The 22,453-nt window shown below is 72.8% G+C and carries 20 protein-coding genes; 12 read left to right on the top strand and 8 right to left on the bottom strand.

Annotation, left to right across the window (positions count from 1 at the left end; translation table 11 throughout):
• Positions 1–3: 3 nt before the first annotated feature.
• Both P8A18_RS31105 and P8A18_RS31100 read right to left on the bottom strand, forming a co-directional pair.
• The gene (locus P8A18_RS31105) at positions 4–867 is read right to left on the bottom strand and encodes an ABC transporter permease (RefSeq protein WP_306059976.1); all 864 of its coding nucleotides are present in this window, start codon (positions 865–867) and stop codon (positions 4–6) included.
• Positions 864–2,351 (bottom strand): sulfatase family protein, encoded by a 1,488-nt coding sequence (locus tag P8A18_RS31100; RefSeq protein WP_306059974.1) that lies wholly within the window; start codon positions 2,349–2,351, stop codon positions 864–866. Before P8A18_RS31100 ends, P8A18_RS31105 begins: the two co-directional genes overlap by 4 nt.
• 204 nt (positions 2,352–2,555) lie before the next feature.
• Here P8A18_RS31100 and P8A18_RS31095 point away from each other — a divergent pair, with 204 nt between their 5' ends.
• From P8A18_RS31095 to P8A18_RS31080, 4 genes are all read left to right on the top strand, one after another.
• On the top strand, positions 2,556–3,782 hold the full coding sequence (locus P8A18_RS31095; RefSeq protein WP_306059972.1) for an ROK family transcriptional regulator: 1,227 nt from the start codon (positions 2,556–2,558) through the stop codon (positions 3,780–3,782).
• Complete coding sequence (locus P8A18_RS31090) at positions 3,779–4,762, top strand: formylglycine-generating enzyme family protein (RefSeq protein ID WP_306059971.1); 984 nt, start codon at positions 3,779–3,781, stop codon at positions 4,760–4,762. The genes P8A18_RS31095 and P8A18_RS31090 overlap by 4 nt, the downstream gene beginning before the upstream one ends.
• 107 nt (positions 4,763–4,869) lie before the next feature.
• Positions 4,870–5,793, top strand: coding sequence for an LLM class F420-dependent oxidoreductase (locus tag P8A18_RS31085; protein WP_306059969.1), 924 nt, complete (start codon positions 4,870–4,872; stop codon positions 5,791–5,793).
• A gap of 284 nt (positions 5,794–6,077) precedes the next feature.
• On the top strand, positions 6,078–7,571 hold the full coding sequence (locus tag P8A18_RS31080; protein WP_306059967.1) for an aldehyde dehydrogenase family protein: 1,494 nt from the start codon (positions 6,078–6,080) through the stop codon (positions 7,569–7,571).
• 35 nt (positions 7,572–7,606) lie between these two features.
• Here P8A18_RS31080 and P8A18_RS31075 read toward each other — a convergent pair whose 3' ends face one another.
• Positions 7,607–8,233, bottom strand: a complete 627-nt coding sequence (locus P8A18_RS31075) for a TetR/AcrR family transcriptional regulator (RefSeq protein ID WP_306059966.1) — start codon at positions 8,231–8,233, stop codon at positions 7,607–7,609.
• A gap of 89 nt (positions 8,234–8,322) precedes the next feature.
• Between P8A18_RS31075 and P8A18_RS31070 the strand changes: the two genes are divergently transcribed.
• On the top strand, positions 8,323–9,462 hold the full coding sequence (locus P8A18_RS31070) for an acyl-CoA dehydrogenase family protein (protein WP_306059964.1): 1,140 nt from the start codon (positions 8,323–8,325) through the stop codon (positions 9,460–9,462).
• 54 nt (positions 9,463–9,516) lie between these two features.
• Here the strand turns inward: P8A18_RS31070 and P8A18_RS31065 are convergent, their stop codons facing one another.
• Together P8A18_RS31065 and P8A18_RS31060 are read right to left on the bottom strand one after the other, a co-directional pair.
• A complete protein-coding gene (locus P8A18_RS31065) occupies positions 9,517–11,346 on the bottom strand; it encodes an AMP-dependent synthetase/ligase (RefSeq protein WP_306061254.1) in 1,830 nt (609 codons plus the stop codon).
• A gap of 50 nt (positions 11,347–11,396) precedes the next feature.
• Positions 11,397–12,422, bottom strand: coding sequence for an LLM class F420-dependent oxidoreductase (locus P8A18_RS31060; protein WP_306059962.1), 1,026 nt, complete (start codon positions 12,420–12,422; stop codon positions 11,397–11,399).
• 262 nt (positions 12,423–12,684) lie between these two features.
• Here P8A18_RS31060 and P8A18_RS31055 point away from each other — a divergent pair, with 262 nt between their 5' ends.
• The 4 genes from P8A18_RS31055 to P8A18_RS31040 all read left to right on the top strand — a co-directional run bounded on the left by P8A18_RS31055 (position 12,685) and on the right by P8A18_RS31040 (position 16,253).
• Positions 12,685–13,326 carry a TetR/AcrR family transcriptional regulator gene (locus tag P8A18_RS31055; RefSeq protein ID WP_306059960.1) on the top strand — a complete coding sequence of 214 codons (642 nt, stop codon included), beginning with the start codon at positions 12,685–12,687 and terminating at the stop codon, positions 13,324–13,326.
• Positions 13,327–13,386: 60 nt separating this feature from the next.
• Entirely contained in the window at positions 13,387–13,887 is a 501-nt protein-coding gene (locus P8A18_RS31050; RefSeq protein ID WP_306059958.1) for a DUF4334 domain-containing protein, read from the top strand.
• Positions 13,884–14,972 (top strand): NAD(P)-dependent alcohol dehydrogenase, encoded by a 1,089-nt coding sequence (locus P8A18_RS31045; protein WP_306059956.1) that lies wholly within the window; start codon positions 13,884–13,886, stop codon positions 14,970–14,972. The genes P8A18_RS31050 and P8A18_RS31045 overlap by 4 nt, the downstream gene beginning before the upstream one ends.
• 84 nt (positions 14,973–15,056) lie before the next feature.
• Positions 15,057–16,253, top strand: coding sequence for a TetR/AcrR family transcriptional regulator (locus P8A18_RS31040; protein WP_306059954.1), 1,197 nt, complete (start codon positions 15,057–15,059; stop codon positions 16,251–16,253).
• Positions 16,254–16,325: 72 nt separating this feature from the next.
• On the opposite strand, the gene P8A18_RS31035 is transcribed toward P8A18_RS31040, so the two are convergent.
• Positions 16,326–17,525 carry an oxygenase MpaB family protein gene (locus tag P8A18_RS31035; RefSeq protein WP_306059952.1) on the bottom strand — a complete coding sequence of 400 codons (1,200 nt, stop codon included), beginning with the start codon at positions 17,523–17,525 and terminating at the stop codon, positions 16,326–16,328.
• Positions 17,526–17,737: 212 nt separating this feature from the next.
• Here P8A18_RS31035 and P8A18_RS31030 point away from each other — a divergent pair, with 212 nt between their 5' ends.
• On the top strand, positions 17,738–18,778 hold the full coding sequence (locus tag P8A18_RS31030; protein ID WP_306059950.1) for an MBL fold metallo-hydrolase: 1,041 nt from the start codon (positions 17,738–17,740) through the stop codon (positions 18,776–18,778).
• On the opposite strand, the gene P8A18_RS31025 is transcribed toward P8A18_RS31030, so the two are convergent.
• Positions 18,714–19,826: a PucR family transcriptional regulator gene (locus P8A18_RS31025; protein WP_306059948.1), complete on the bottom strand. Its 1,113-nt coding sequence runs from the start codon at positions 19,824–19,826 to the stop codon at positions 18,714–18,716. The two genes, P8A18_RS31030 and P8A18_RS31025, sit on opposite strands and share 65 nt — an antisense overlap.
• Positions 19,827–20,095: 269 nt before the next feature.
• Between P8A18_RS31025 and P8A18_RS31020 the strand changes: the two genes are divergently transcribed.
• Both P8A18_RS31020 and P8A18_RS31015 read left to right on the top strand, forming a co-directional pair.
• Complete coding sequence (locus P8A18_RS31020; RefSeq protein ID WP_306059946.1) at positions 20,096–20,692, top strand: hypothetical protein; 597 nt, start codon at positions 20,096–20,098, stop codon at positions 20,690–20,692.
• Positions 20,689–21,060: a peptidase inhibitor family I36 protein gene (locus P8A18_RS31015; RefSeq protein ID WP_306059944.1), complete on the top strand. Its 372-nt coding sequence runs from the start codon at positions 20,689–20,691 to the stop codon at positions 21,058–21,060. Before P8A18_RS31020 ends, P8A18_RS31015 begins: the two co-directional genes overlap by 4 nt.
• A gap of 88 nt (positions 21,061–21,148) precedes the next feature.
• Here P8A18_RS31015 and P8A18_RS31010 read toward each other — a convergent pair whose 3' ends face one another.
• On the bottom strand, positions 21,149–22,273 hold the full coding sequence (locus tag P8A18_RS31010; protein WP_306059942.1) for a lytic polysaccharide monooxygenase auxiliary activity family 9 protein: 1,125 nt from the start codon (positions 22,271–22,273) through the stop codon (positions 21,149–21,151).
• Positions 22,274–22,453: the final 180 nt, after the last annotated feature.

Genomic DNA, 22,453 nt, shown 5'->3' with positions numbered 1-22,453 from the left:
GGGTTACCGCCGTTCCTGCCAGTGGGTGAGCCGGCGCTCGGTGAGGAGCAGCAGCCGGTCCATGGCGAGTCCGATCGCGCCGATGGCGATGAGCTGGACGAAGATGGTCGGCAGGTCGTAGTAGAGCTGCGCCTGCTGCATCCGGAAGCCGAGGCCGCCCTGGGCTGCGATGAGTTCGGCGGCGACGACGGTCGCCCACGAGGCGCCGAGGCCGATCCGCATGCCGACCAGGATGAACGGGGTCGACGCGGGCACGACGACGCCGAGGAAGACCTGCGGGTCGCGGGCGCCGAGGACCCGGGCCGCGTTGACGAGGGTGACGTCGACGGCGACGACGCCCTGGAAGGTGGAGACGACGCAGGACAGGAACGAGGCCAGGAAGATCACGAAGATCTTGGGTGTCTCGTCGATGCCCATGAGCACGATGGCCAGCGGGATGATCGCGAGCGGCGGCACCATGCGGAAGAACTGCAGCCAGGGCTCGATCAGTCTGCGGACGACCGGGTACCAGCCCATGACGAATCCGACGGGTATCGCGAGGGCGACGCCGAGGACGTAGCCGATGAGGACGCGTTCGAGGCTGGCGCCCGCGTCCTCGAAGAGCGTGCCGTTCGCGATGAGTTCACCGGCGCGGCGGCCCACGGCGACGGGTCCGGGGAAGCCGTCGACGCCGCTGTTCGCGAGGACGGTCCAGGCGAGCAGCCCGAGTGCCGCGGAGGCGAGGCCGAGGAGTACGGAGGTGAGCCGGCCGGTGCCGCGTTTCCTCGTGGCCCTGCCGGGCGGGCGTCGGGCGGCCGACGGCTCGGTGGCCGGCGGGCCGGGTGGTTTCTCCGGGTCCGGTGCGCGGGTCTTGTCCTGCACGCTCATGCCACTTCCTCCGCGACCCCATCGACGTCGGCCGCCCGGCCGCCGCCGATGTCGGCCATGTAGCTCATCCAGGTGTAGGCGGGGTCGCCGCGGCGCAGCAGTTCGCGGTAGAGCCGGACGGTGAGGTCGCGCCTGACCCGCGCGTAGGCGGGCGCCTCGTACACGTTGTGCAGTTCGTGGGGGTCGGTCTCCAGGTCGTACAGCTCGTGCACGCTCTCCGGGTTGTGGACCAGCTTGTGGCGCCGGTCGCGGATCATGCGCTGGGAGTACGGGAAGTGGTGGCCGTGGAATTCGGTGACGACCTGGTCGCGGGTGTCCCCGGCCTTCTCGCCGTGCAGCAGCGGCAGCAGGCTGGTGCCGTCGCAGGGTTCGGGCACGGGCGCGCCGGCCAGTTCGAGGATGGTCGGGTTGAGGTCGATGAGGGTGGCGAAGTCGTCGTTGACCTGGGCGGGGGCGCCGGGGACGCGGGCGATGCCGGGGATGTTGTAGATGTCCTCGTACATCGCGGGGCCCTTGTCGTTGAGCCGGTGGGCGCCGGTGAACTCGCCGTGGTCCGCGGTGAAGAAGACCGCCGTGTCGTCCCACAGGCCGTGGCCCTTGAGCGCCTCGACGAGTCGTCCGACCTGGTGGTCGATCATCGTGACGTAGCCCCAGTAGACGGCGATGAGCTTGCGCCAGGCGGCGGCGTCGAAGGCGTCGGACGACCAGTACGCGCTGTACTGGCGCTGCACCTCGGGCTTGCCCGCGAAGGTCTCGGCCATGGACGCGGGCAGGGGCACGTCGTCGGGGTCGTAGAGGTCGTAGTAGTGGTCGGGGATCAGGTAGGGCAGGTGCGGGCCGTACCAGTGGCAGGAGAGCATGAACGGCTTGCCGGTCGCCTTCCAGTCGGCGGCGTAGCGGTCCAGCAGGCCGAGTGTGCGGTCGGTGAGGAACGCCTCGATGGTGGCTTCGGCGGGCTGCTGGAGCCGTCCGGCGATGAGGTGGCCGCGTCCGGTGCCGTTGGCGGCGGTCCCGAAGACGGCTTCGCGTACCGCGAAGGGCGGGAAGCCGTTGTCGTCGAGCCACTTCTCGTACGAGGGGTGGTGTACGGGGTTGAGCGCGCCGGGCAGGTGCTCGCCGTCCAGGCCGTAGAACTCGGGACCGCGCTCGCGGCCGATGTGCCATTTGCCGACGTGGCCGACCGCGTAACCCCGGTCCGTCAGCTGCCGCCAGAGCATGGGGCTGTCGTCGGACAGCTCGTCCTTGCTGCCGCCGTTGCGCTCGGGGTTGTTGAGCATGCCGTGGCGGAACGGGTGCAGGCCGGTGGCCAGGGAGGCGCGGGCCGGGGTGCAGATGGCGGTCGGGGTGTAGAAGCGGTCGAAACGGGTCCCTTCGGCCGCCAGGGCGTCCAGGGCGGGGGTGTCGACGAGCGGGTTGCCGTAACACCCCAGGGTGTCGGTCCGGTGCTGGTCGGTCATCAGGAACAGGACGTTGCGCGGAGCCACTCGGGCCGCCCTTTCGGTGGACGCTCATGGTGGTGACGGGGGCCGGCCGGGGCGTGTTGCGGGGGCGCTCGACGCAGGCCGGCTCCGGCGATTGACGGGAACTGTAGGGAGGACCACTTTTTTACGTCAACCCTTGGGAATAAACATTGTGTGAATTCGTCCGGCGCGTTGACAGAAACCCCTTGACCGATCGACCATGCCTCCATGACCGAACGCACCGATGCCCTCCAGCGCCTGCGCAGAGCCAATGAAGCCGCCGTACTGGGCGAGTTGCGCAGGTCCGGAGCGCTGAGCCGGGGCGAGCTGAAGGACCGGGTCGGTCTGTCCCGTACGACCCTGTTCGCGATCGTGTCCGACCTGCTGGAACGCAATGCGGTGGTCGAGCAGCCGGCCCCCGACGCCGGGCGGCCCAGGGGCCGCGGCCGCCCGGCCCTGGAGATCTCGCTCAACTCGCGCGGCGCCGAACTGATCGGCATCGACCTCCAGCGCCACCACATCCATGTGGTCGTCGCCAACTGCGCCCACGAGATCGTCGGCCGGTACAGCGCCCCCGTCCCGGCCGACAGCCAGGCCGCCGAACGGGCCGCGCAGGCGATCCGCGCCGTGGAGGAGCTGGTGCGGAACGAGAACATCAGCCTGGCCCCGGTGCAGGGCATCGGCCTGGGCCTGCCCGGCTTCGTGCAGAATCCGGCCTCCGCCGACCGGCACACGATGACCCCGTTCGCCGGGCACGTCGCCGCCGAACTCGGCCGGCACTTCGGCGCCCCGGTGCTCACCGACAACAACTCCCGGCTGGCCGCGCTCGCCGAGGTCACCTGGGGCGCCGCGCGCGGCTTCGACAACGCCGTGTACCTGCGCTGGTCCCAGGGTGTCGGTGGCGGACTCGTCGTCAACGGCTCGCTGGTGCACGGCGCCCACGGCGCGGCCGGCGAGATCGGGCACACCAGCTGCGACCCCGAGGGCAAGCCCTGTCACTGCGGCGGCCGGGGCTGCCTGGAGGGCCTCATCTCCGTCCCGGCCCTGCTCGCCGCCTGCGCCGACCGCGGGGTGGACGCGAGGGACGCCGAGGAGCTGATCGGCCTCGCCGCCGACGGCCGGCCGGAGGTGTCCGACGTGCTCCGCGGCGCGGCCGTCACCGCCGGGCGGGTGCTGGCCGCGCTCGCCGCCCAGGTCGATCCGGAGTGCGTCGTCGTCTACGGCGAGCCGGCGGCCCTGGACGACCTCGTCCTCACCCCGATCCGGGAGCAGATCGCGGCGCTCTCCCTGCCATCCGCGCCCCGCTCCATCGAGGTCCGCGGCTCCACCCTCGGCGGCGACGCGGCCGCGCTCGGCGGCGTGGCGCTGCTGCTGCGCACCACGGGCCAGGACCTGGCGGAACTGCTCGACCGCCCGGCCACGGCGGGTGGCCACGGCGACGGGGTTGCCCGATGAGCGCCTGCTGCGGGCCGGGCCGCGGGAGCACCGCCCCCGCCGCGACCGTCGACAGCACCACTCCCCCGGCCGACTTCGCCGTGCCGGCCCGCAGCACCGCCGATCTCCTGCGGGGCACGGTCGCCGTGCCCGGGGGGCCGTTCCTGATGGGCGGCGCCGACGAGGACGCGTTCCCCGCCGACGGGGAGGGCCCGGTCCGCGAGGTGGTCCTCGCCCCGTTCCGGATCGACGCGGCCTGCGTGACCAACGCCGCCTTCGCCCGCTTCGTCAAGGCCACCGGCTACCGCACCGAGGCCGAACTCATCGGCTGGTCCTACGTCTTCGGCCCCTTCGTCCCCCCGGGGGCACGCCACGCCGTGCTCCCCGGGACCGTGCCCGGCGCGCCCTGGTGGAACGCGGTGGCCGGGGCGAGCTGGCGGGCGCCCGAGGGGCCCGGCACCTCGATCGGGGACCGCCGGGACCACCCGGTGGTCCATGTGTCCTGGCACGACGCCTCGGCCTACGCCCGCTGGGCCGGCAAGCGGCTGCCCACCGAGGCCGAGTGGGAGAAGGCGGCCCGCGGCGGACTCGCCCGCGCCCGCTTCCCCTGGGGCGACGAGCTCACCCCGAAGGGCCGGCACCGCTGCAACATCTGGCAGGGCGACTTCCCGGTCCGCAACACCCGGGAGGACGGCTACGCGGGCACCGCCCCCGTCAAGGCATACGCCCCCAACGGCTACGGTCTCCACAACGTCGCGGGCAACGTGTGGGAGTGGTGCGCCGACCGGTTCAGCGCCGACTGGCACGTCCCGGACCGGCCGGAGACCCGCGTCGATCCCGTCGGACCGCCGGACGGCGCGGGCCGGGTGCTGCGCGGCGGCTCGCACCTGTGCCACCGCTCGTACTGCAACCGCTACCGGGTCGCCGCCCGTACCTCCAACACCCCCGACAGCACCACAGGGCACGGCGGGTTCCGCTGCGCGGTGTCGGTGGACGCCTGAGACCGGGCTCCCCGGCGCCGGGCCCTCGGTCCAGGGACACACAGCCGTCACGAGACTGTCACGGAAAGACCGGAATGTGCGGTCAACTCCCCGCGTTTGCTCCTGTCATGACTGTGGGAGTAGCGCTCAGCGCAACCGAATCCGCCAACCAGATCGACGCCACCGTGCACCTCGCCCAGGAGGCCGCAGCCGCAGGGCTGCGGTCCGCCTGGTTCGGGCAGACCTTCGGCGCCGATTCCCCCCAGCTCGCGGCGATCGTCGGCCGTGAGGTGCCCGAGCTGCAGGTGGGCACGTCCGCGATCCCCGTCTTCGGACGCCACCCGCTGATCGTCTCCAGCCAGGCCCAGACGGCACAGGCGGCCACGCACGGCCGCTATCACCTCGGACTCGCCCTCGGCACGAAACCGCTGACGGAGTCGGGCTTCGGCATCCCCTACGAGCGGCCCATCGCCCGCCTGCGCGAGTTCCTCACCGCACTGCGGCAGCTCACCGAGACCGGCGGCGCCGACTTCCGCGGCGAACTCGTCACCGCGGTCACCCCGCTCCCCGCCCGCGTGCCCGGGGCGGAGGGCGGCGTCCCCCTCCTCGTGGCCGCCATGGGTCCGCAGGCGCTCCGGGTCAGCGGGGAGCTGGCGGACGGGATCCTGCCCTACCTCGCGGGCCCCCGCGTCCTGGCCGAGCACATCGTCCCGGCGGTCACCGCCGCCGCCGAGGCCGCGGGCCGACCCGCACCCCGGATCGTGGCCCTGGTGCACGGCGTCGTCACCGGCGACCCCGAATCCGCGCGCAGGACGGCCACCGAACAGCTCGCGTTCTACGAACAGTTCCCGTCGTACGCGCGGGTCATCGAACTCGCGGGTGCCACCCGGGCCGGCGACGTGTCCGTGATCGGCGACGAGAAGGCGGTCGCCGCCGAGGTGCGGCGCTACCGGGACGCCGGAGCGACGGAGGTGGTGTTCGCGGGGACGGACCTCGCCGGGGACGACGACCGGCGCCGTACGTGGGAACTGCTGGGGGATCTGGCGGGCTGAGCGGGCCGGCGGGCGAGCGGGCGGGCAGGAGCGGAGGGCGGGCGAGCGGGCGGGCAGGCGCGGAGGGCGGGCGGGCGCGGAGGGCGGGTGACGGCGCGTTCCGCGCCTCCGTCGCGCCCGGAGTATTGACGGCTGATGATACGGGTCAATACTTTCAGTATCTTCGACTCACAGGGCGTTCCCCGTGAGGCAGGGACCAGTCGGCACCACCACGGCCCGGGTCCGGCGCGCTCCCTCGCGCGGGCCCGGCCGTCCACCCCTCGTGTTCCGCGTCAGGAGACCCGATGACCGACACCACCCCACGCACGGCGACCTTCACCACACGCTCCCCCGCGACCGGCGAGCGGATCGCCGAACACCCGGTGGACGGGCCGGAGGAGGTCGCCCGCGCCCTGACCCGGGCCCGGACGGCCCAGACGGGCTGGGCGGCGCTGCCGGCCTCGCGGCGCAGGGACCATCTGCTGCGCTGGAAGAAGGCCCTCGCCACCGGTCTGGACACGGTGGCGAGGACCATTGCCGAGGAGACCGGCAAGCCGGCCGGCGACGCCGCGCTGGAGGTCGTACTCACGCTGGAACACCTGGCGTGGGCCGCCCGCAACGCGGAACGCGTACTGCGGAGGCGGAAGGTGGGCACCGGGCTGTTCACCGTCCACCAGCGGGCCTCGCTGGTGCACCGGCCGCTCGGCGTGATCGGCGTGATCGGCCCCTGGAACTATCCCCTGTACACGCCGATGGGCTCCATCGGTTACGCCCTGGCGGCGGGCAACGGCGTGGTCTTCAAACCGTCCGAACTGACCCCGGCCACCGGCCTCCTGCTGAGCGGGCTCTTCGACGCCGCCGTGCCCGAGTACGCGGGGCTGCTCACCACGGTCACCGGGCCCGCGTCCACCGGGGACGCGCTCGCCAGGTCCGGGGTCGACAAGCTCGCGTTCACCGGTTCGCCGGGGACGGCCCGCAAGGTGATGGCGGTGTGCGCCGGGACGCTGACGCCGTTCCTCGCCGAATGCGGCGGGAAGGACGCGGTGATCGTGACCGCGGACGCCGACCTGGACGCGGCCGCGGACGCCATCGTCTGGGGCGCGCTGAGCAACGCGGGCCAGACCTGCGCGGGTGTGGAACGCGTCTACGCGGTGCGCGCGATCCACGCGGCCCTGTGCGAACGCGTGGTGGAGCGGGCGGAGAAGCTGCGGCCCGGTGCCGGGACGGACGCCGCGTACGGCCCGATGACGCTGCCGGGCCAGGTGGCGATCGTGGAGGGCCAGGTGACCGGGGCGGTCTCGGCGGGCGCGCGGGCCCTTCTGGGCGGGCCCGGTTCGGTGCGCGCCCCGTACGTCGCGCCGGTCGTGCTGACGGAGGTGCCGGAGGACGCGGCGGCCATGACGGAGGAGACCTTCGGGCCGGTCGTGGCGATCAACGCGGTGGCGGACGTGGACGAGGCGGTGGAACGGGCCAACGCCTCCCGTTACGCGCTCGGGGCCGCGGTGTTCTGCCGCGGCGGGCGCGCCGGTGCGGCCATCGCGGCGCGGCTGCGGGCGGGGGCGGTGTCGGTGAACTCGGTGCTGGGTTTCGCGGCGGTTCCCGCGCTGCCGTTCGGCGGTTCGCGGGACTCCGGGTTCGGGCGGATCCACGGTGCGGAGGGGCTGCGCGCGTTCACCTCCGTGCAGTCGATGACGGTGCAGCGGTTCGCTCCGCCGATCGCGCTGACCTCCTTCGACGTACCGGCCGCGACACGGGAGCGCGCGATCCGGATGGCGCGGGCGCTGCACCGGCGCCGCTGAACGGCCGGGCGGGCCGGCCGGGGGCGGCCGGTCCGTCAGGCGTCCAGGAGCGGGGCCAGGTAGCGGCGGGCGAACTCCCTGGCCTGCTCCTCGTCCTCCATCTCGATGCAGCTGGCGGGGTTGAGCAGGAAGGACACGGCCACCCGCACCATGAGCTCGGCGACCGGGCGCGGGTCCTCGTCGGGGCGGCCCTCGGCCTGCTGGGCGCGGCGCAGATGGCCCGTCAGATAGGCGACGGTGGCGGAGAGCGTGGAGCCGCCCCGTACGGTCATGTACGGGAGCACCACCTCGGGCTCCAGCCGCAGCAGCCCGCCGAAGAGCGGGTGGGCACGGGTGTGGCGGAGGGCGACCACGAAGCCCTCGACGACCCGCTCCTCCATGGTGGGCAGCGCGGCCACCGCGGCGTCCAGCCGCTGGAAGAACCGGCCGTGTTCGCGCAGCAGGGTGGCCATGACCAGGTTGTCCTTGGTCTGGAAGCGCCGGAAGACGGTGACCCGGGAGACTCCGGCCCGCTTGGCGACGTCGTCCACGGAGGAGCGGCGCAGGCCCAGCAGGGTGAACTGCTCCAGCGCGGCGTCGAGAATCCGCCGCGCCGTCGGGTCCTGCGTCTGCGACTCGGCGATGGCCCGGGTGAGCGCCGAGTCGTTCGTGTCAGTTCTCATACCGCTCACGATACCGGCGAACCCCTCCCGATGAGTCGATGAAACGATTAGCATCACTCAGTAACACGCTTCCGATCCAGGAGGACCTGATGGGCAGTCGCCTCACCGAGGAACAGTCCGGTTTCGTCGCGGCCATCCGCGATTTCGCCAAGCGGGAGTGCGGCAGCCGGGAGCAGCGCGACGCGCTGACCTCCGGCGGCCGCGAGGCCCACAACCCCGAGCTGTACGGGCGGCTCGCCGGGCTGGGCTGGCTGGGGGTCTGCCTGCCCGAGGCGTACGGGGGTGCCGGCGGCGGGCTGGCCGACGCGTGCCTCTTCCTGGAGGAGACCTCGTACGGGATGGTCCCGGCGGGCGGCTTCATCACCACCGTCATCGCCGCGAAGGCGTACGAGAAGTTCGGCACCGGGGAGCAGCGGCGCACGGTGCTGTCCGGGGTCGTGCGCGGTGAGGTGCTGTCCATCGCCATGTCGGAGCCCGGCGCCGGGTCGGACGTCGGCGCGCTGCGCTGCCGGGCCCGGCGGGAGGCGGACGGCACATGGGTGGTGGACGGCCAGAAGACCTGGATCTCCAACGCGCACTGCGCCGAGCACATCCTGCTGGTGGCCCGGACCGGCGAGGACAAGCACGGCGGCCTGACCATGTTCCATCTGCCCGCCCGCACCCCGGGCGTGGAGATCCAGCGCATCGACACCATGGGCGGCCGTGAGGTCAACGACGTCTTCCTCAGCGGTGTGCGCCTGCCGGCGGACGCCGTCGTCGGGCATGTGGACGACGGCTGGCGGCAGCTGATGGCCGGGCTGAACCACGAGCGGCTGTTCCTCGCGTCGAACATGCTGGGCCTGGCGCGCCGCGCCTTCGACGACACGGTCGGCTATGTGCGCGAGCGGGAGCAGTTCGGCCGGCCCGTCGGCTCCTTCCAGGCGCTGCGGCACCGGATCGCCGACCTCGCCACCGAGATCGAGTGTGCCCGGCTGCTGGTGCGGGAAGTGGCTCTGGACTGCGACGCGCGGCCCGACAAGCTGTTTCCGCGCGAGGCCTCGATGGCCAAGCTGAAGGCGACCGAGACCGCCAAGAGGGCCGCCCTGGAGGGCATGCAGATGATGGGCGGCTACGGCTACACCACGGAGTTCGACATGGAACGCCATCTGCGGGCCGCGGTGGTCTCCACGGTCTACGGCGGGACCAGCGAGATCCAGCGGGACGTCATCGGCAAGTCCTACGGGCTCTGAGCCGGCCGGGGGGCGCGACGGGGAAGCACCCGCCGCGCACCCTGTTCTCCCCGGTCAGTCCTGGTAGAGCCCGGACAGCGAGTCGGCGTACTTGTCCCGGATGATCCGGCGCCGCATCTTCAGCGACGGCGTCAGCTCGCCGGTCGCCGGACCCCATTCCTCGGCCAGCAGCTCGTACCGCTTGACCTGCTCGCTGCGGTTGAGCCGGGCGTTGGCGGCGGCGACGGCCCGGTCCGTCTCCGCCAGGACGGCCGGGTGCCGGACGAGCCCGGCCGGTCCACCGTCCACGGGGACGCCGTTGGCCTCGGCCCAGGCGGGGGCGGCCTCGGCGTCGAGGACCAGCAGGGCGACGAGGTAGGACCGGTTGTCGCCGTGCACCATGGCCTGGCCGATCAGCGGGTGTTCCTTGAGCGCGTTCTCGACCAGGGCCGGCGAGACGTTCTTGCCGGTGGAGGTGACGATCATCTCCTTCTTGCGGTCGGTGAGCCAGAGGTAGCCGTCCTCGTCCAGCCGCCCGATGTCGCCGGTGGCCAGCCAGCCGTCGTCGTCCACGGCGGGCAGCACCGAACCGTCCGGCCGGAGGTAGCCGGAGCAGACGGAGGCGCCCCGCACCAGGATCTCCCCGTCCCCGGCGACCCGGACCTCCACGGACTCCACCGGGCGCCCCACCGAGCCGAGCCGGAACCCGGCCCGGGGGCTGTTGCTGGTGGCGACCCCCGTCGTCTCGGTCAGCCCCCAGGCATCCATGATGACGATGCCGAAACCGGCCCAGAACCGCACCACGTCGAGCGGCATCGGCGCCGACGCGCTCGCCGCCCAGGTCACCCGGTCCAGACCGCCCGCGGCCAGCATCGGCAGCAGCACGTCCTCGCGCACCCGGGCGTAGCGCTCCTCCAGTGCGGCGGGCGGGGTCTCGCCGCGCTCCCGGTACCCGACGTGCTCGCGCCCGACCTCGAACGCCTCGTCGATGACCTTCCGCTGCTCGGCCGGCATCAGCGAGAGGATGCCGCGCACGGTGGCGGACAGCTTCTCCCAGATCCTCGGGACCCCGAAGAACTGCGCGGGGCGCACCTTCCGCACCACCGCGGCCACGCCGGTCGGGTCGGCGCAGAGGTGGACGTGCGAGGCGCGGTGGCAGGGCAGGTAGATGCCGAGCATCCGTTCGGCGATGTGGGCGAACGGCAGGTAGCAGATGTGCTCGACGTGCGGCGGCAGCTCCACCACGGCGTCCAGCGCGAGCGCGTTGGACAGCACCTGGCGGTGGGTCAGGACGACGCCTTTGGGGTCGCCGCTGGTGCCGGAGGTGTAGACGACGGTCAGCGGGTCCTCGGGGCGCGCCGTGTCGAGTTCCCCGGCGAACCCGTCGGGTACCGGCTCCCGGAGCAGGGCGGCGTACGGGAAGTGCCCGCCCTCCGCGCCCGGCTCGGCCACCACCAGGGTCTCCAGCGGCGTTTCGCCGTCGCTCAGCAGCGGCTCCCACACCGCCACCTGGGCGGCCCCGTCCACCACCGCGAGGCGGGCCCGGCAGTTGCGGGCGATGTGGGTGATCTGCTCGGGGGCCGCGGTGCCGTAGACGCTGACCGGCACCGCGCCGAGCCGGACGAGGGCCAGGTCGGACAGCCAGTGTTCGGGCCGGTTGGGCATCATCAGCAGGACGCGGTCGCCGCGGCCGACCCCGAGGGCCCGGTAGCCGGCGGCGAGGTGACGGGTGTGCTCGTCGACCTCGGCCCAGTCGTACGTGGACCAGCCGCCGGTGTCCGCCGACTGCCAGGAGAGCGCGGGCAGATGGGGGTACGTACGGGCGTTGCGGGCCAGCAGCTGGGGCAGCGTGCGGTCGGCCGGAGCTTCGGGCAGGCCGCTCGTGGTGCGGGGTGCCGGTGTCATCGGGGCCTCCTTGCGGGTGGCGGCGGGCGGTGCGGTGGTGTCCTGCTCGGTCACAGCCAGCTCCTCACGCGTTCGATCAGCCGGGCCGGATCGGGGCCGACCGGGGTGACGTTGAGCATGGTCACGCCCGCCTCGCGGAAGACCTCGACGCGGTCGCGGACGTATCCCTCGGGGCCGGCCAGGCAGAGGCGCTCCAGCAGTTCGGCCGGGACGGCGGCCTCCGCCTCCTTCCGGCGGCCCGCGAGGTAGTGCTCCTGGATGGCCGCCGCCTCGCGCTCGTAGCCGTAGGAGCGGACGAGGTCGTGGTAGAAGTTGCGGCCGGGCGCGCCCATCCCGCCGACGTACAGGGCGACGGTGGGCCGCAGGTGGTCGCGGACCTGCTCGGCGTCGTCCCCGATGGCCAGCAGACCGCCCGCCACGACCTGGAGTGGGCCGAGCGAGGGATCGCGCCGGGCGGCGCCCTCGGACAGGGCGCCGCCCCAGACCTCGGCGGCGCGCTCGGGTACGTACAGGAAGGGCAGCCAGCCGTCCGCGATCTCGGCGGTCATCCGGACGTTGGCCGGGCCCAGCGCGGCGACGTACACGGGAATCGTGTCGCGCACCGGGTGGTTCAGCAGCTTCAGCGGCTTGCCGAGGGTGCCGCCCTTCTCCGCCGGCAGGGGCAGGTCGGTGATCCCGTGGTGCTCGATCACCTCGCGCCGCCAGATCCGCCGGGACAGCTCGATGACCTCGCGGGTGCGGCCGAGCGGGCGGTCGTAGCGGCGGCCGTGCCAGCCCTCGACCACCTGGGGCCCGGACGCGCCGACCCCGAGGAGGGCGCGGCCGCCGCTGACCGCGTCCAGGCCGGCGGCGGTCTGGGCGATCAGGGCGGGGGTGCGGGAGTAGACGTTGACGATGGCCGAGCCGATCCGCATCCGGTCGGTCCTCGCGGCCAGATATCCCATGACCGTGGGGGAGTCGAAGCCGTACGCCTCCGCCACCCAGACGGCGTCGAGTCCCGCCGACTCCAGGGCGGCGGCCCGGTCGGCGGCGGCACGCGGATCGCCGGCATACGTCAGGGGTGAGGACAGTTCCATGGATTCCTCTCTCGGCGCGCTCAGGGCCCGCCTCAGCCCGGCCGGGATCTACTGAGCGTTCGCTAAGAACGTAGAAGTGCGGAGTCGGGTGGTCAACTCCCCGTACGTCACCAGTTTTTACGGGCATCTACCGGCAAGGCACGCACAGGCAGTACGCTGACCGCCGGAGTTTCCTGATCGATCGCTAAGCAACAGGAACGAGGCACCCGCGACGCACGGGCCGCACGAGGTCGCCGGTCGCCGCCCGTCCCGAGGAGAGCAGTTGAGCACCGAGACCAGCCAGGACATCGCGGCGCCGGCGGAGCACTGGCGCTCCTACCGCCCGCTCGCCCTGCACCCGATCCTGTTGCGTGCCATGGAGGCGTTCAACGAGCACGGCTACCACGGAACCTCGGTCCGGGACATCGCCGGCCGGGTGGGTGTCACCGTGCCCGCGCTCTACTACCACTACGCGAACAAGCAGGCCCTGTTGGCCACCTTGCTGGAGACCTCCATCAAGGACGTCCTGGACCGGTGCCGGGCCGCGGCGGCCGAGGCCGGGGACGATCCGCTGGCGCGGTTCTGCGGCATGGTCGAGTCGATCGTGCTGTCCATGGCCCACCGCCGCCAACTGGCCTTCCTGGACACGGAGATCCGGAGCCTGGAGCCGGAGAACCGGGCACGTTACGTCGCACTGCGCGACTACCTCGAACACATGCTCCTGGACACCGTGGAGGCGGGGCGCGCCCGGGGGGTGTTCGCCACGCCGATCCCCGCCGACGCGGTGCGCGCGGTGCTCATCATGTGCCAGGGGGTCGCCAACTGGTTCCGCGAGGACGGCCCGCTCACCGCCGAGCAGGTCGCGGAACGGCACGTCCTGCTGAGCCTCGGCACCGTGGGCCACCCCCCGGCGCCGGCGTCCTGACCGATCCCCCGCTCCCCTCGGCCCGCCCCGACGTGGCCGTACCGACGAGAGGACACCCCCATGAACGTGCTCGACGCCCGCGCCCGGTTCCAGGAGCTGCGGGAGCAGGACGGCCCGGTCGATCCGCTCGAACTCGACGCCGTCTGGGCCGTGCTGGACACCGTCCGCCCGCAGGACATACTCGGCGCGTGGAAGGGCGGCGAGTTCCGCACCGGCCACCCGCTCGAAGGCATGCTGGCGAAGGCCGGCTGGTACGGCAAGACGTTCACCTCGGTGCACGACGCCAAGCCGCTGATCTGCCGTGACGAGTCGGGCGCGCTGTACTCCAACCTGGAGCTGGGCCAGGGCGAGGCCAGCCTCTGGACGGTCGAGTTCCGCGGCGAGGCGACGGCCACCATGGTCTACGACGGCAGGCCGGTCCTCGACCACTTCAAGCAGGTGGACGGGGTGACGCTGATGGGGATCATGAACGCCAAGGGGGTGCCCGCCGACGGCCCCTTCTACTACTTCTTCCTGGAACGGGCCCCCGAGGCGGCGCCCGCCGCCGGAGAGGACGCGTGAGGCGCGTCCGCGCGGCGGTCACCGACGCCCCCGGCGCCCCGTTCACCGTCCGGGACGCGGACCTCGAAGACCCCCGCCCGCACGAGGTGCTGGTGCGGATGACCGCGGCGGGCCTCTGCCACACCGACCTCGCGATGGCGGGCACCTGGCCGCCCCGCCTCACGCCGATGGTCTTCGGCCACGAGGGCGCCGGCCGGGTCGAGGCGGTGGGTGCGCGGGTGACCGGACTCGCGGCGGGCGACCACGTCTGCCTGACGTTCGCCAGCTGCGGGGCCTGCGAACAGTGCGCGGCGGACCACCCGGCCTACTGCCTCGCCGCGCGGGCCCTGAACTTCTCCGGGGGCCGCGACGACGCCACCTCGCCGCTGTCCATGGAGGGCGCGCCGCTGTACGCCGGCTTCTTCGGCCAGTCCAGCTTCGCCACGCACGCCGTCGTCCACGAGCGCGGTGTGGTCAGGGTGCCGTCCGGTCTTCCGCCCTCGGTCGCGGCCCCGCTGGGGTGCGGTGGCCAGACGGGTGCCGGGACGGTGCTCAACCGGCTGCGGCCCGAGCCCGGTTCCTCGCTGGTCGTCCTGGGGGCCGGCGGGGTCGGCCTGAGCGCGCTGATGGCCGCTGTCGCCGTGGGCTGCGATCCGGTGGTGGCGGTCGATCCGGTCGCCTCCCGCCGGGAGCTGGCGCTCTCGCTCGGCGCGGCGGCGGCCCTGGCTCCCGGGGACGGCCTGGCGGCGGCGCTGCGCGAGCTGACCGGGGGCGGCGCGCATCACGTCGTGGAGACGACCGGCCGCCCGGGGACGGTCCGCCGGGCGGTCGGCGCGCTGCGGCCGCGCGGTGCGCTCGCCCTGCTCGGCCTCGGCGGCGAGGTGACGTTCGACGTGATGGGGCTGCTCGCCAAGGGGGTCAGGGTGCACGGGGTGATCGAGGGCGACTCCGACCCCGGACGCTTCATCCCGGAGCTGATCGCCCTGCACGGGCGCGGTCTCTTCCCGCTCGACCGGCTGGTCACCACGTTCCCGTTCGAGGAGATCGGCAGGGCGGTGGCCGCCATGCGGGACGGCAGCGTGGTCAAACCGGTCCTCACCTTCTGAACGGCGGCGCGGCCGAGCCGGCGCCCACCGTCCGAGGCGTCACGGCGGGCCGGCCCTCTGACCCTGTGTGATTGACTGATCCGTATGGTCCCAGCCCCCCGATCCGCCCGCCGGGCCGCGACCGGCGACCGGGCGGCGGCGACCCGCCCCCGCAACCGCAGGCAGCTGATCGTCGAGGCGGCCGGGCGCGTCTTCAGCGAGCGCGGCTACCACACGGCGTCCATGGAGGAGGTGGCCTCCGCGGTGGGGATCACCGCCGCCGCCCTGTACCGGCACTTCCCGAACAAGTACGCCCTGTTCGCCGAGTGCGCCGACGTCATGGTGGACGGGCTGGTCGCCGCACTGGACGAGGTACCGCCCGGGGCGGCCCTGACCGACGTACTGCTGCCGCTCGCCCGGATCACCGTCACGCATCGCGCGTCGGGCGGGGTGTACCGCTGGGAGGCCCGCTACCTCAGCCGCGAGGACCGGCGGCGTCTCGCGGCGAAGTTCGGCCGCCTGGTCGAGCGGGTGGACGAGGCGGTACGGCGCGAGCACCCGCTGCCCGACGACCGCCTGCGGGCCTTGGCCGCCCTCGGTGCGATCGCCTCGATCACCATGCATCACACCTCCATCGCGCAGCGCCGGGCCGAGGACCTGCTGCTGGCGTCCGCGCTGGACGTGGCCTCCTGCGATCCCTCGGCGGGCCGGCCCGACGCGCGCCCGGTCGAACTGCCCGTACAGCCGGTGCCGCGCACCCGGCGCGCGCAGATCCTCGCGGCGTCCGTGCCGCTGTTCGCCCGGGACGGCTTCGCCAGCGTCACGAACGGGCAGATCGCGCAGGCGGTGGGGCTGACCCCGTCCGCGCTCTACCGCCATTACCCCGGCAAGATCGACATCCTGGCGGCGGCGTGCCTCCAGGCGGCGGGGCTGCTGGCCCAGGGCGTGGAGCAGGGTCTGCGGGGGGTGGCGGGCCCGCACGAGGCCATCCTCGCGCTGGCGGCGACGTACGTGGCCTACAGCTTCGAGCACACCGAGCTCAACAGTGTCGCCGAGGCGGAGGTGGCCGGCCTCCCGGCCGATCTGCGGCGGCCCCTGGTCCTCGCCCAGCGGGAGCACATCGCCGTCTGGGAGCAGCAGTTGCGCCTGGCCCGCCCGGAGCTGGATCCGCGCCAGGCCAGAGTGCTGGTGCACGCGGGGTTCGGGGTGGCGGTCGAGGCGGGACGCGGACTGCGATGGCGGGACAGCCCCGGTCACCGCCAGGCCGTGACCGCGCTGGTCGTGAGCGCGCTGGGTCTCTGAACGGCCCTTCCTCCCACAGCGGTTCCGGACCTCTCCGCGCCCCGCGCCCGGGGCGCGGAGAGGCCGGTACGCTCAGGCCGCCCTGTTCCCGGTGGGGATGGTGATGGGCGTGGTGGTCCCGGAGGAGCCCTTGTTGAGGAAGAGCATCGCGAGACCGCGGACCATCTGGTCGACCGCGTAGAACGTTCCCGGCATGATGGGCGAGAGCCCCTCGCGGAACAGGATGTACGCGGGCCACGCGGTGCGGACCAGCGCCGCCGCCACGTAGTCGCGTTTCAGGCCGAGCCAGTCGCCGACCTCGTCGCTCAGGACGTAGCGCACGAACTCGTTGAGGAACCCGCGGGTGACGCCGAGGTCGATCTGCGCGGTCAGGCCCAGCAGTTCCTTGGCCAGGTCGATGCCCTCGGTCGTCGGGGTGAGGATCGGGGTGAGTACCTGCGCCGACTGCGCCTCCGCCTCCGCCCAGGTCTGCGGGATGTACTCGTCCGGCACACCGAGCAGGTGGATGGCGACCTGCCAGGAGTGCAGGAAGGCGTCCTGGTCCGCCGCCGGGAAGGGCACCTTCCAGTCGAGCAGCTTGCGGTGCACGTAGGTGCCCAGGCTGTGGAAGGTGACCAGGATGTCGGCGGCGCTGATCGGGATGGACTCGTCGGCGACGGCCCGCCAGTGCGGTGACTGCGGCAGCAGGTGGCGCACCGCCGCGTGCACCACGCGGGTCTTGTTGGCGGTGACGACGAACTGCCCCTGCGGCCGGAAGGCCCCCAGCTGGGACAGGTCGTAGCCGAAGGTGAACGTCTTGGCCGCCCGGTCCTGCATGTTGGCGCCGCCCGCGGACCAGTAGACGCTCCTGGCCTCGCGGGGGATGACGGTGCTCATGATCCCGCTGCCGAGGCCGTACAGCATGAACAGGTACGTGTCCTTGCGGCGGTTGAAGTCGGCGGCGCGGTCCAGCTTGGCCTGGTCGGCCCAGGAGGGCAACCGGTTGACCTGCTGGAGGTAGGCGCTGAACTCGGCCGGCAGCCCGGTGGGCAGCGGGTCGTTGTTGTTCACCCACGACGCCCACGCGGTGTTGATGGCGGGCACCTGGCCGTTCTCCAGCATCGACACCATCAGCGGGTCCGCCGTGTCGTCCCAGATCCACTGCGGGCCGGTCCCGGCGTCGGCGGCGGTCACCGGGCCCGCGGACGCCCACGCCTGGGCCGGGACCGCCACACCCGCGATGCCGAGTGCGGCACCGAGCGTCAGGAGCTTTCGCCTGCTGAGATTTTCCATTGACTTACCTGCTTCCGTGAGGGACCAGACAGTTCCAGGCGCCTTCTCAGACTTGCTGATTGCGCGACCGACGCGCTGTGGATCTTGTCACGCAGATGTGATTTCTGATTAACATAGCGAGGTGCGTTGCCCTCGGCAATGGTGGTGACCGAGGGCATGTGGGCGAGGCATCATGGAGGCCGCCCGCACGCTTCCCGGAACGAGGACGCCGCATGGACACCGACACCGGACACCGTGGCCCGCGCGTGACGTCCGTACTGCGGGGCCTCCGCGCACCTGGGCTCGCCCCCTGGGCCCACCTGTACGAGCCGCCGGCGCCGCCCCTGCCGGGTGCGCCGCGCGCCGTGTTCCTGGGTGTGTCGACGCTTCTGCTGGACGACGGCGAAACCGCGATCCTCACGGACGGGTTCTTCAGCCGCCCCGGCCTTCTGCGGATGCGGTTCGGCCGGCTGCGCCCCGATCCCGCACGCATCGCGGCCGGTCTGCGCAGGGGCGGGATCGACCGGCTCGACGCCGTGTTCGTGGTCCACTCGCACTACGACCACGCCCTGGACTCGCCCCAGGTGGCCGCCGCCACGGGCGCCCGGCTCATCGGCTCCCCGTCCACCCGCAACATCGCCCGGGGCCAGGGCTTCCCCGACGACCGGTTCCAACACGCGGCCATCGGCGAGCCGTTCGCGGTCGGCGCCTTCACGCTGACCGCCCTGCCCGCCCGGCACGGTCCGGGCGACCTGGCCCCCGGACGGATCGACCGGCCGCTACGGCCGCCGGTCCGGGCCACCGACTACAGGACCGGCGACTGCTACACCCTCCACGTCCGCCACGGCGCGCGTGAACTCCTGATCCACGCCAGCGCCCACACCCTCCCCGGCGCCCTCGACGGCCACCGCGCCGAGACCGTGTACCTGGGGATCGGCGCGCTCGGCCATCAGAGCGAGGCGTTCCGGGAGGAGTACTGGCACCGCCTGGTCACCGGGACGGGCGCCCGGCGCGTCGTCCCCATCCACTGGGACGACTTCTTCCGCCCGCTCGACCGGCCCCTGCGCCCGTTCCGCGCGTTCCTCGACGACTTCCCGGCCACCATGGACTTCCTGACCCGCGCGGCGGACCGTACGGGCGTCCGTCTCGCCCTGCCCGCGCTGGGCCTGCAGACCGACCCCTGGCCGGCGGACGCCGCGCCGGGCACCGTCAGCAGAGCAGGGCGGCACGCAGGTCGAGCCGGTGATCGAGGCGGGACAGGTCGCGTCCGGTGAGGATCTCGATGCGCCGGACGCGGTAGTGGACCGTGTTGACATGCACGTGCAGGGCCTGGGCCGTCCTCGCCCAGGAGCAGTCGTGCGCGAGGAAGAGCTCCAGGGTCTCCAGGAGCACGCCGCCCGACTTCGCCCCGGCCTTCAGCAGCGGACCGAGGACCGTCTCGCGGTAGACGCTCCGCACCTCGGCGGGGACGCCGGCCAGCAGCAGAGCCACTCCCCCGGATTCGCGCGGACCGGCGACAGCCGGGGGCGGCGCGGCAGCGGCGTGCGCTGCCGCGAGGGAGTAACGGGCCTGCCTCAGCGCGGAGTTCAGCTCGGCGGGCGTGGCGACCGGTGCGCTCAGGCCGACCTGCCAGACGCTCTCCGGGCAGCAGTCCCGAATCAGCGGCCACACCTCGCGCAGCCGCTCCGCCACGGCGCCCGCGGCGTCGTACTCCTCGTGCGCGAGGACCGCTGTCGCCTCGCCGTCGACACCCCGGGCGGCGGCGAAGGCGACGGACGGCACATGGCTCAGGGCCTCGGTGAGCGCGGCGATTTGGTCCTCTCCCCTGCCCCCGCGCGTCTCCGGGGCGGCGGTGACCACGGTGTACGCGGCCCGGCCGGCCAGTCCGCAGGACTCCAGCGCGGCGCACAGCCGGCCGGGGTCGGCGCGCGGTGCGCCAACGGCTTCCAGAAGGCGGACGGCCAGGGACGTACGGGCGGCCAGGTCACGGTCCACGCGGCGGCGGTACCAACCGAGGAGCCCGGATATCTCCTCCAGATCCCCTGACGGCACCCGGCTCCCCTCGGGAAGGTACAGGTACCAGGCATCGAAGACCGCGCCCCCGGACCCGACCCGCACGGTCGTGCCCCGCCCCTCACGCAGGATCTCCACGGCCCGCCGGGCGGGGAGCGGGTCCGCGCCACCGGTGCGGGCGACGGTCCGGCCGCTGCCGGTGAGCAGATGGCAGTCGGGCGCCCCGAGGCGGGCAAAGGCCCGGTCGAGCAGTTCACCCGCCGCCGCGCCGCCCTCCCACGCCCGGTCGAGGTCCTGGCGGACGTGCATACGAGACTCCTTGCGCGCACACGGGACGGAACCCGCCCTCGCATTCACGAGGCGAATACGAGTCATCGCATCGTAGATGCACAGCTGACAACGTAAAACAGCTCTTGGCTGATCCACCAGGAACCCGGGGCCGACGTCTTGGTAGGGGTGCACGGGACGCCGTCGAAGCACGGGCCTGCCGCAACGTTTCCCCGGGTGAAATCGGCACCCACACGGGTGAGTTCCCGCCCCGGCCCCTGTTGCGGCGAGGTCCGCGGCCACTAGACACCATGGCTGTGATCAACGTGCATCTCACGGCGGGGACACGCCGTCGCTCATGCCGGGCCGGGAGGCCGGCCCCGGCCGCCGCCCTGGTCTGCGCGGTCATCACCGCCTGCACCGTCCTGGCCGGTTGCGCCGCCGGGACGTCCGGGCCCGCCGATGACCCGGACGAGGTGATCAAGGCGGCCACGCAGCGCCTGACGGACGCGTGCCTGACCCGGCAGGGACTCGTACCGCCCCGGGGCGGGCCGGGCAGCCGGCCGTCCGGGGACGGGGACGACCGGGTCGACGCGGCTCTCTTCGGGACGGGCCGGGCCGAACTGTCCGTGTCCCTGCCCACGGGCTACGTCGTCCGCGGTCATACCGATGGCTGTCTGGCCGCGGCGCAGCGGCGGCTCTACGGGGACCAGCCCGGCTGGTTCCGGGCGTCGGTCGTCGTCAACAACCTCCGGCCGGAGGCCGATCACACCCACCGGACACTCGCCGAGGTCCGGGCCCGCCACCACACCGAGATCGCCGACTGGCAGCGCCTGCGCGCGCACGCCCTCGCCGAAGCCACCACCGTTCTGAACAGCACGCCACCGAAGGGAAATCCATCCGCATGAAGCGCCTCCTCACTCTCCTCGCAGCCCTCGTGGTCTCCGTCACCGGTCTGCTGGCCACCTCCGCCTCCGCCGAGGCTGCCAGCTGCCGCAGCGGCTACTTCTGCGTCTGGACCGACGCCAACTTCAACGGCATGAAGATCGAGCATTCCGGCGACGACCACTGGTGGGAGGGCGACATGTCGAACCAGGACTCCTCCTGGGCCAACCACGGCGTCTCCGGACCGGGCGTGCCCGACCACGTCAAGATCTACGACGGCCGCGAGCTGACCGGCGGGGTCACGCTCTGTCTCGCCCCCGGCCAGGAGGTCGGCTACAACGCGGGCGCGAACGACCGCGGCAGCTCGCACACCTGGACCACCGGCTGCTGAGACCCTTCCCCGACCGCCTGCCACCGATGGTGCGCGGCGGCGCCGGCTCCCCGTGGGACGCGGGAGCCGGCGCCGCCGCCTTCCTCGGCTACGGGGTGACGCAGCCGATCGAGCCGACCGGGAAGTCGTTACCGGTCGATGTCGCCGTGAATCCGAAGGTCACGCTGCCGTCCGGCGGGATGGTCCGGTTGTAGTCGGCGTTCTTGACCGTGACCGTGCCGTCCGGCCCCGAGGTCAGCACTCCGCTCCACACGCTGTTGATCTCCGTGCCCGCGCCGGGCGCCCACTGCACCGCCCAGCCGTCACGTGCCGTCGTGTCGTGGTTCATGACCTCGACGGAGCCCTGGAAGCCACCGCTCCAGGAGCTGGTCACGCTGTACACGGCCATGCACCCGGTGTGCGGGTCCGTCGGATCGGTCGGGTCCGTCGGGTCCGTGGGGTCCGTGGGGTCCGTGGGGTCGGTCGGGTCCGTGGGGTCCGTCGGCGTCTCGCCCGACCCGCGAACGCCGGTCACCTCGCCGTTGCCGCCGTCGAAGACGATGTCGGAGCAGGAGAAGAAGTTCTCCTGGCTGTCCGAGCGCACCCACTGGATGAACATCAGCGCGTCACCCGAGCGGCCCGCCGGCAGGTCCAGATTCCAGTAGTAGTGCCCGCCGTCCGTGCCTGGCGATCCGACCTGCGGCGGGTCGGTGACGGTGTCGATCAGCTCCAGGTCGTCCCAGCCCAGTTCGTTGGTGGGCGAGTAGCCGGGCTTGGTGAGGTACACCCGGAACGAGCCGGGGTGCGCGGCCCAGTTGCTGTGCTTGACCTCGATCGTGCTCCCGGACGTCAGGTGGGTCAGGGGCCAGTCGTCGCGCGCGGCGTTGTATCCGGTGAAGTCGTACGGCGACCGGTCACCGGCGCTGCACAGCTTCCCGTCCGGCACATAGCCCTCGCCGCGTCCACCCGCGTTGGAGTCGAGTACGGCGAACCAGTTGTACAGCGCGGTCGGGCCGCTCTCGGCGAGCGCCGCCTTGCACGCCGGGTTGGTCGGATCGAGGGCGCCCGTGCTGGTCTGGGCGTCCAGGTAGCAGAGGTAGGTGCGCGATCCCGGCATCATCGTCACGCCGTGCGCCTGCGCGCTGCCCTGGCCCAGAAAGGTCAGAGCGATCCCGCCGAGCATCGTCGCGAACGCCACGATCAGGGAAGCGAGTTGTTTCCTGCGTCGAGCCATGGTGTCTCCTGTGCCTGTGTGAGGACTGCCTGCCGGTCGGACCTTTCTCCTCTCCTGCGGTCACACCGTTCGTGAACGAAACCTTCGTCCGCCCGGGGCCCGCGCGCCGGGGTGGGAGCGCGTGGTTCCGGGGCGGTCTGCGGGGTAGGGCGAGTGGGGTGCCCGGGAACGATTCAGGAA

It is taken from the genome of Streptomyces sp. Mut1, assembly GCF_030719295.1.
Classification (GTDB): domain Bacteria; phylum Actinomycetota; class Actinomycetes; order Streptomycetales; family Streptomycetaceae; genus Streptomyces; species Streptomyces castrisilvae.
This window is presented reverse-complemented; position numbering and strand designations above follow the sequence as displayed.

Excerpts from the sequence above, each read along its gene's own strand:
- P8A18_RS31105 (WP_306059976.1), bottom strand. The coding sequence starts at position 867 with ATGAGCGTGCAGGACAAGACCCGCGCACCGGACCCGGAGAAACCACCC.
- P8A18_RS31095 (WP_306059972.1), top strand. The coding sequence starts at position 2,556 with ATGACCGAACGCACCGATGCCCTCCAGCGCCTGCGCAGAGCCAATGAA.
- P8A18_RS31090 (WP_306059971.1), top strand. The coding sequence starts at position 3,779 with ATGAGCGCCTGCTGCGGGCCGGGCCGCGGGAGCACCGCCCCCGCCGCG.
- P8A18_RS31085 (WP_306059969.1), top strand. The coding sequence starts at position 4,870 with ATGACTGTGGGAGTAGCGCTCAGCGCAACCGAATCCGCCAACCAGATC.
- P8A18_RS31080 (WP_306059967.1), top strand. The coding sequence starts at position 6,078 with ATGACCGACACCACCCCACGCACGGCGACCTTCACCACACGCTCCCCC.
- P8A18_RS31075 (WP_306059966.1), bottom strand. The coding sequence starts at position 8,233 with ATGAGAACTGACACGAACGACTCGGCGCTCACCCGGGCCATCGCCGAG.
- P8A18_RS31070 (WP_306059964.1), top strand. The coding sequence starts at position 8,323 with ATGGGCAGTCGCCTCACCGAGGAACAGTCCGGTTTCGTCGCGGCCATC.
- P8A18_RS31065 (WP_306061254.1), bottom strand. The coding sequence starts at position 11,346 with ATGACACCGGCACCCCGCACCACGAGCGGCCTGCCCGAAGCTCCGGCC.
- P8A18_RS31060 (WP_306059962.1), bottom strand. The coding sequence starts at position 12,422 with ATGGAACTGTCCTCACCCCTGACGTATGCCGGCGATCCGCGTGCCGCC.
- P8A18_RS31050 (WP_306059958.1), top strand. The coding sequence starts at position 13,387 with ATGAACGTGCTCGACGCCCGCGCCCGGTTCCAGGAGCTGCGGGAGCAG.
- P8A18_RS31040 (WP_306059954.1), top strand. The coding sequence starts at position 15,057 with ATGGTCCCAGCCCCCCGATCCGCCCGCCGGGCCGCGACCGGCGACCGG.
- P8A18_RS31035 (WP_306059952.1), bottom strand. The coding sequence starts at position 17,525 with ATGGAAAATCTCAGCAGGCGAAAGCTCCTGACGCTCGGTGCCGCACTC.
- P8A18_RS31030 (WP_306059950.1), top strand. The coding sequence starts at position 17,738 with ATGGACACCGACACCGGACACCGTGGCCCGCGCGTGACGTCCGTACTG.
- P8A18_RS31025 (WP_306059948.1), bottom strand. The coding sequence starts at position 19,826 with ATGCACGTCCGCCAGGACCTCGACCGGGCGTGGGAGGGCGGCGCGGCG.
- P8A18_RS31020 (WP_306059946.1), top strand. The coding sequence starts at position 20,096 with ATGGCTGTGATCAACGTGCATCTCACGGCGGGGACACGCCGTCGCTCA.
- P8A18_RS31015 (WP_306059944.1), top strand. The coding sequence starts at position 20,689 with ATGAAGCGCCTCCTCACTCTCCTCGCAGCCCTCGTGGTCTCCGTCACC.
- P8A18_RS31010 (WP_306059942.1), bottom strand. The coding sequence starts at position 22,273 with ATGGCTCGACGCAGGAAACAACTCGCTTCCCTGATCGTGGCGTTCGCG.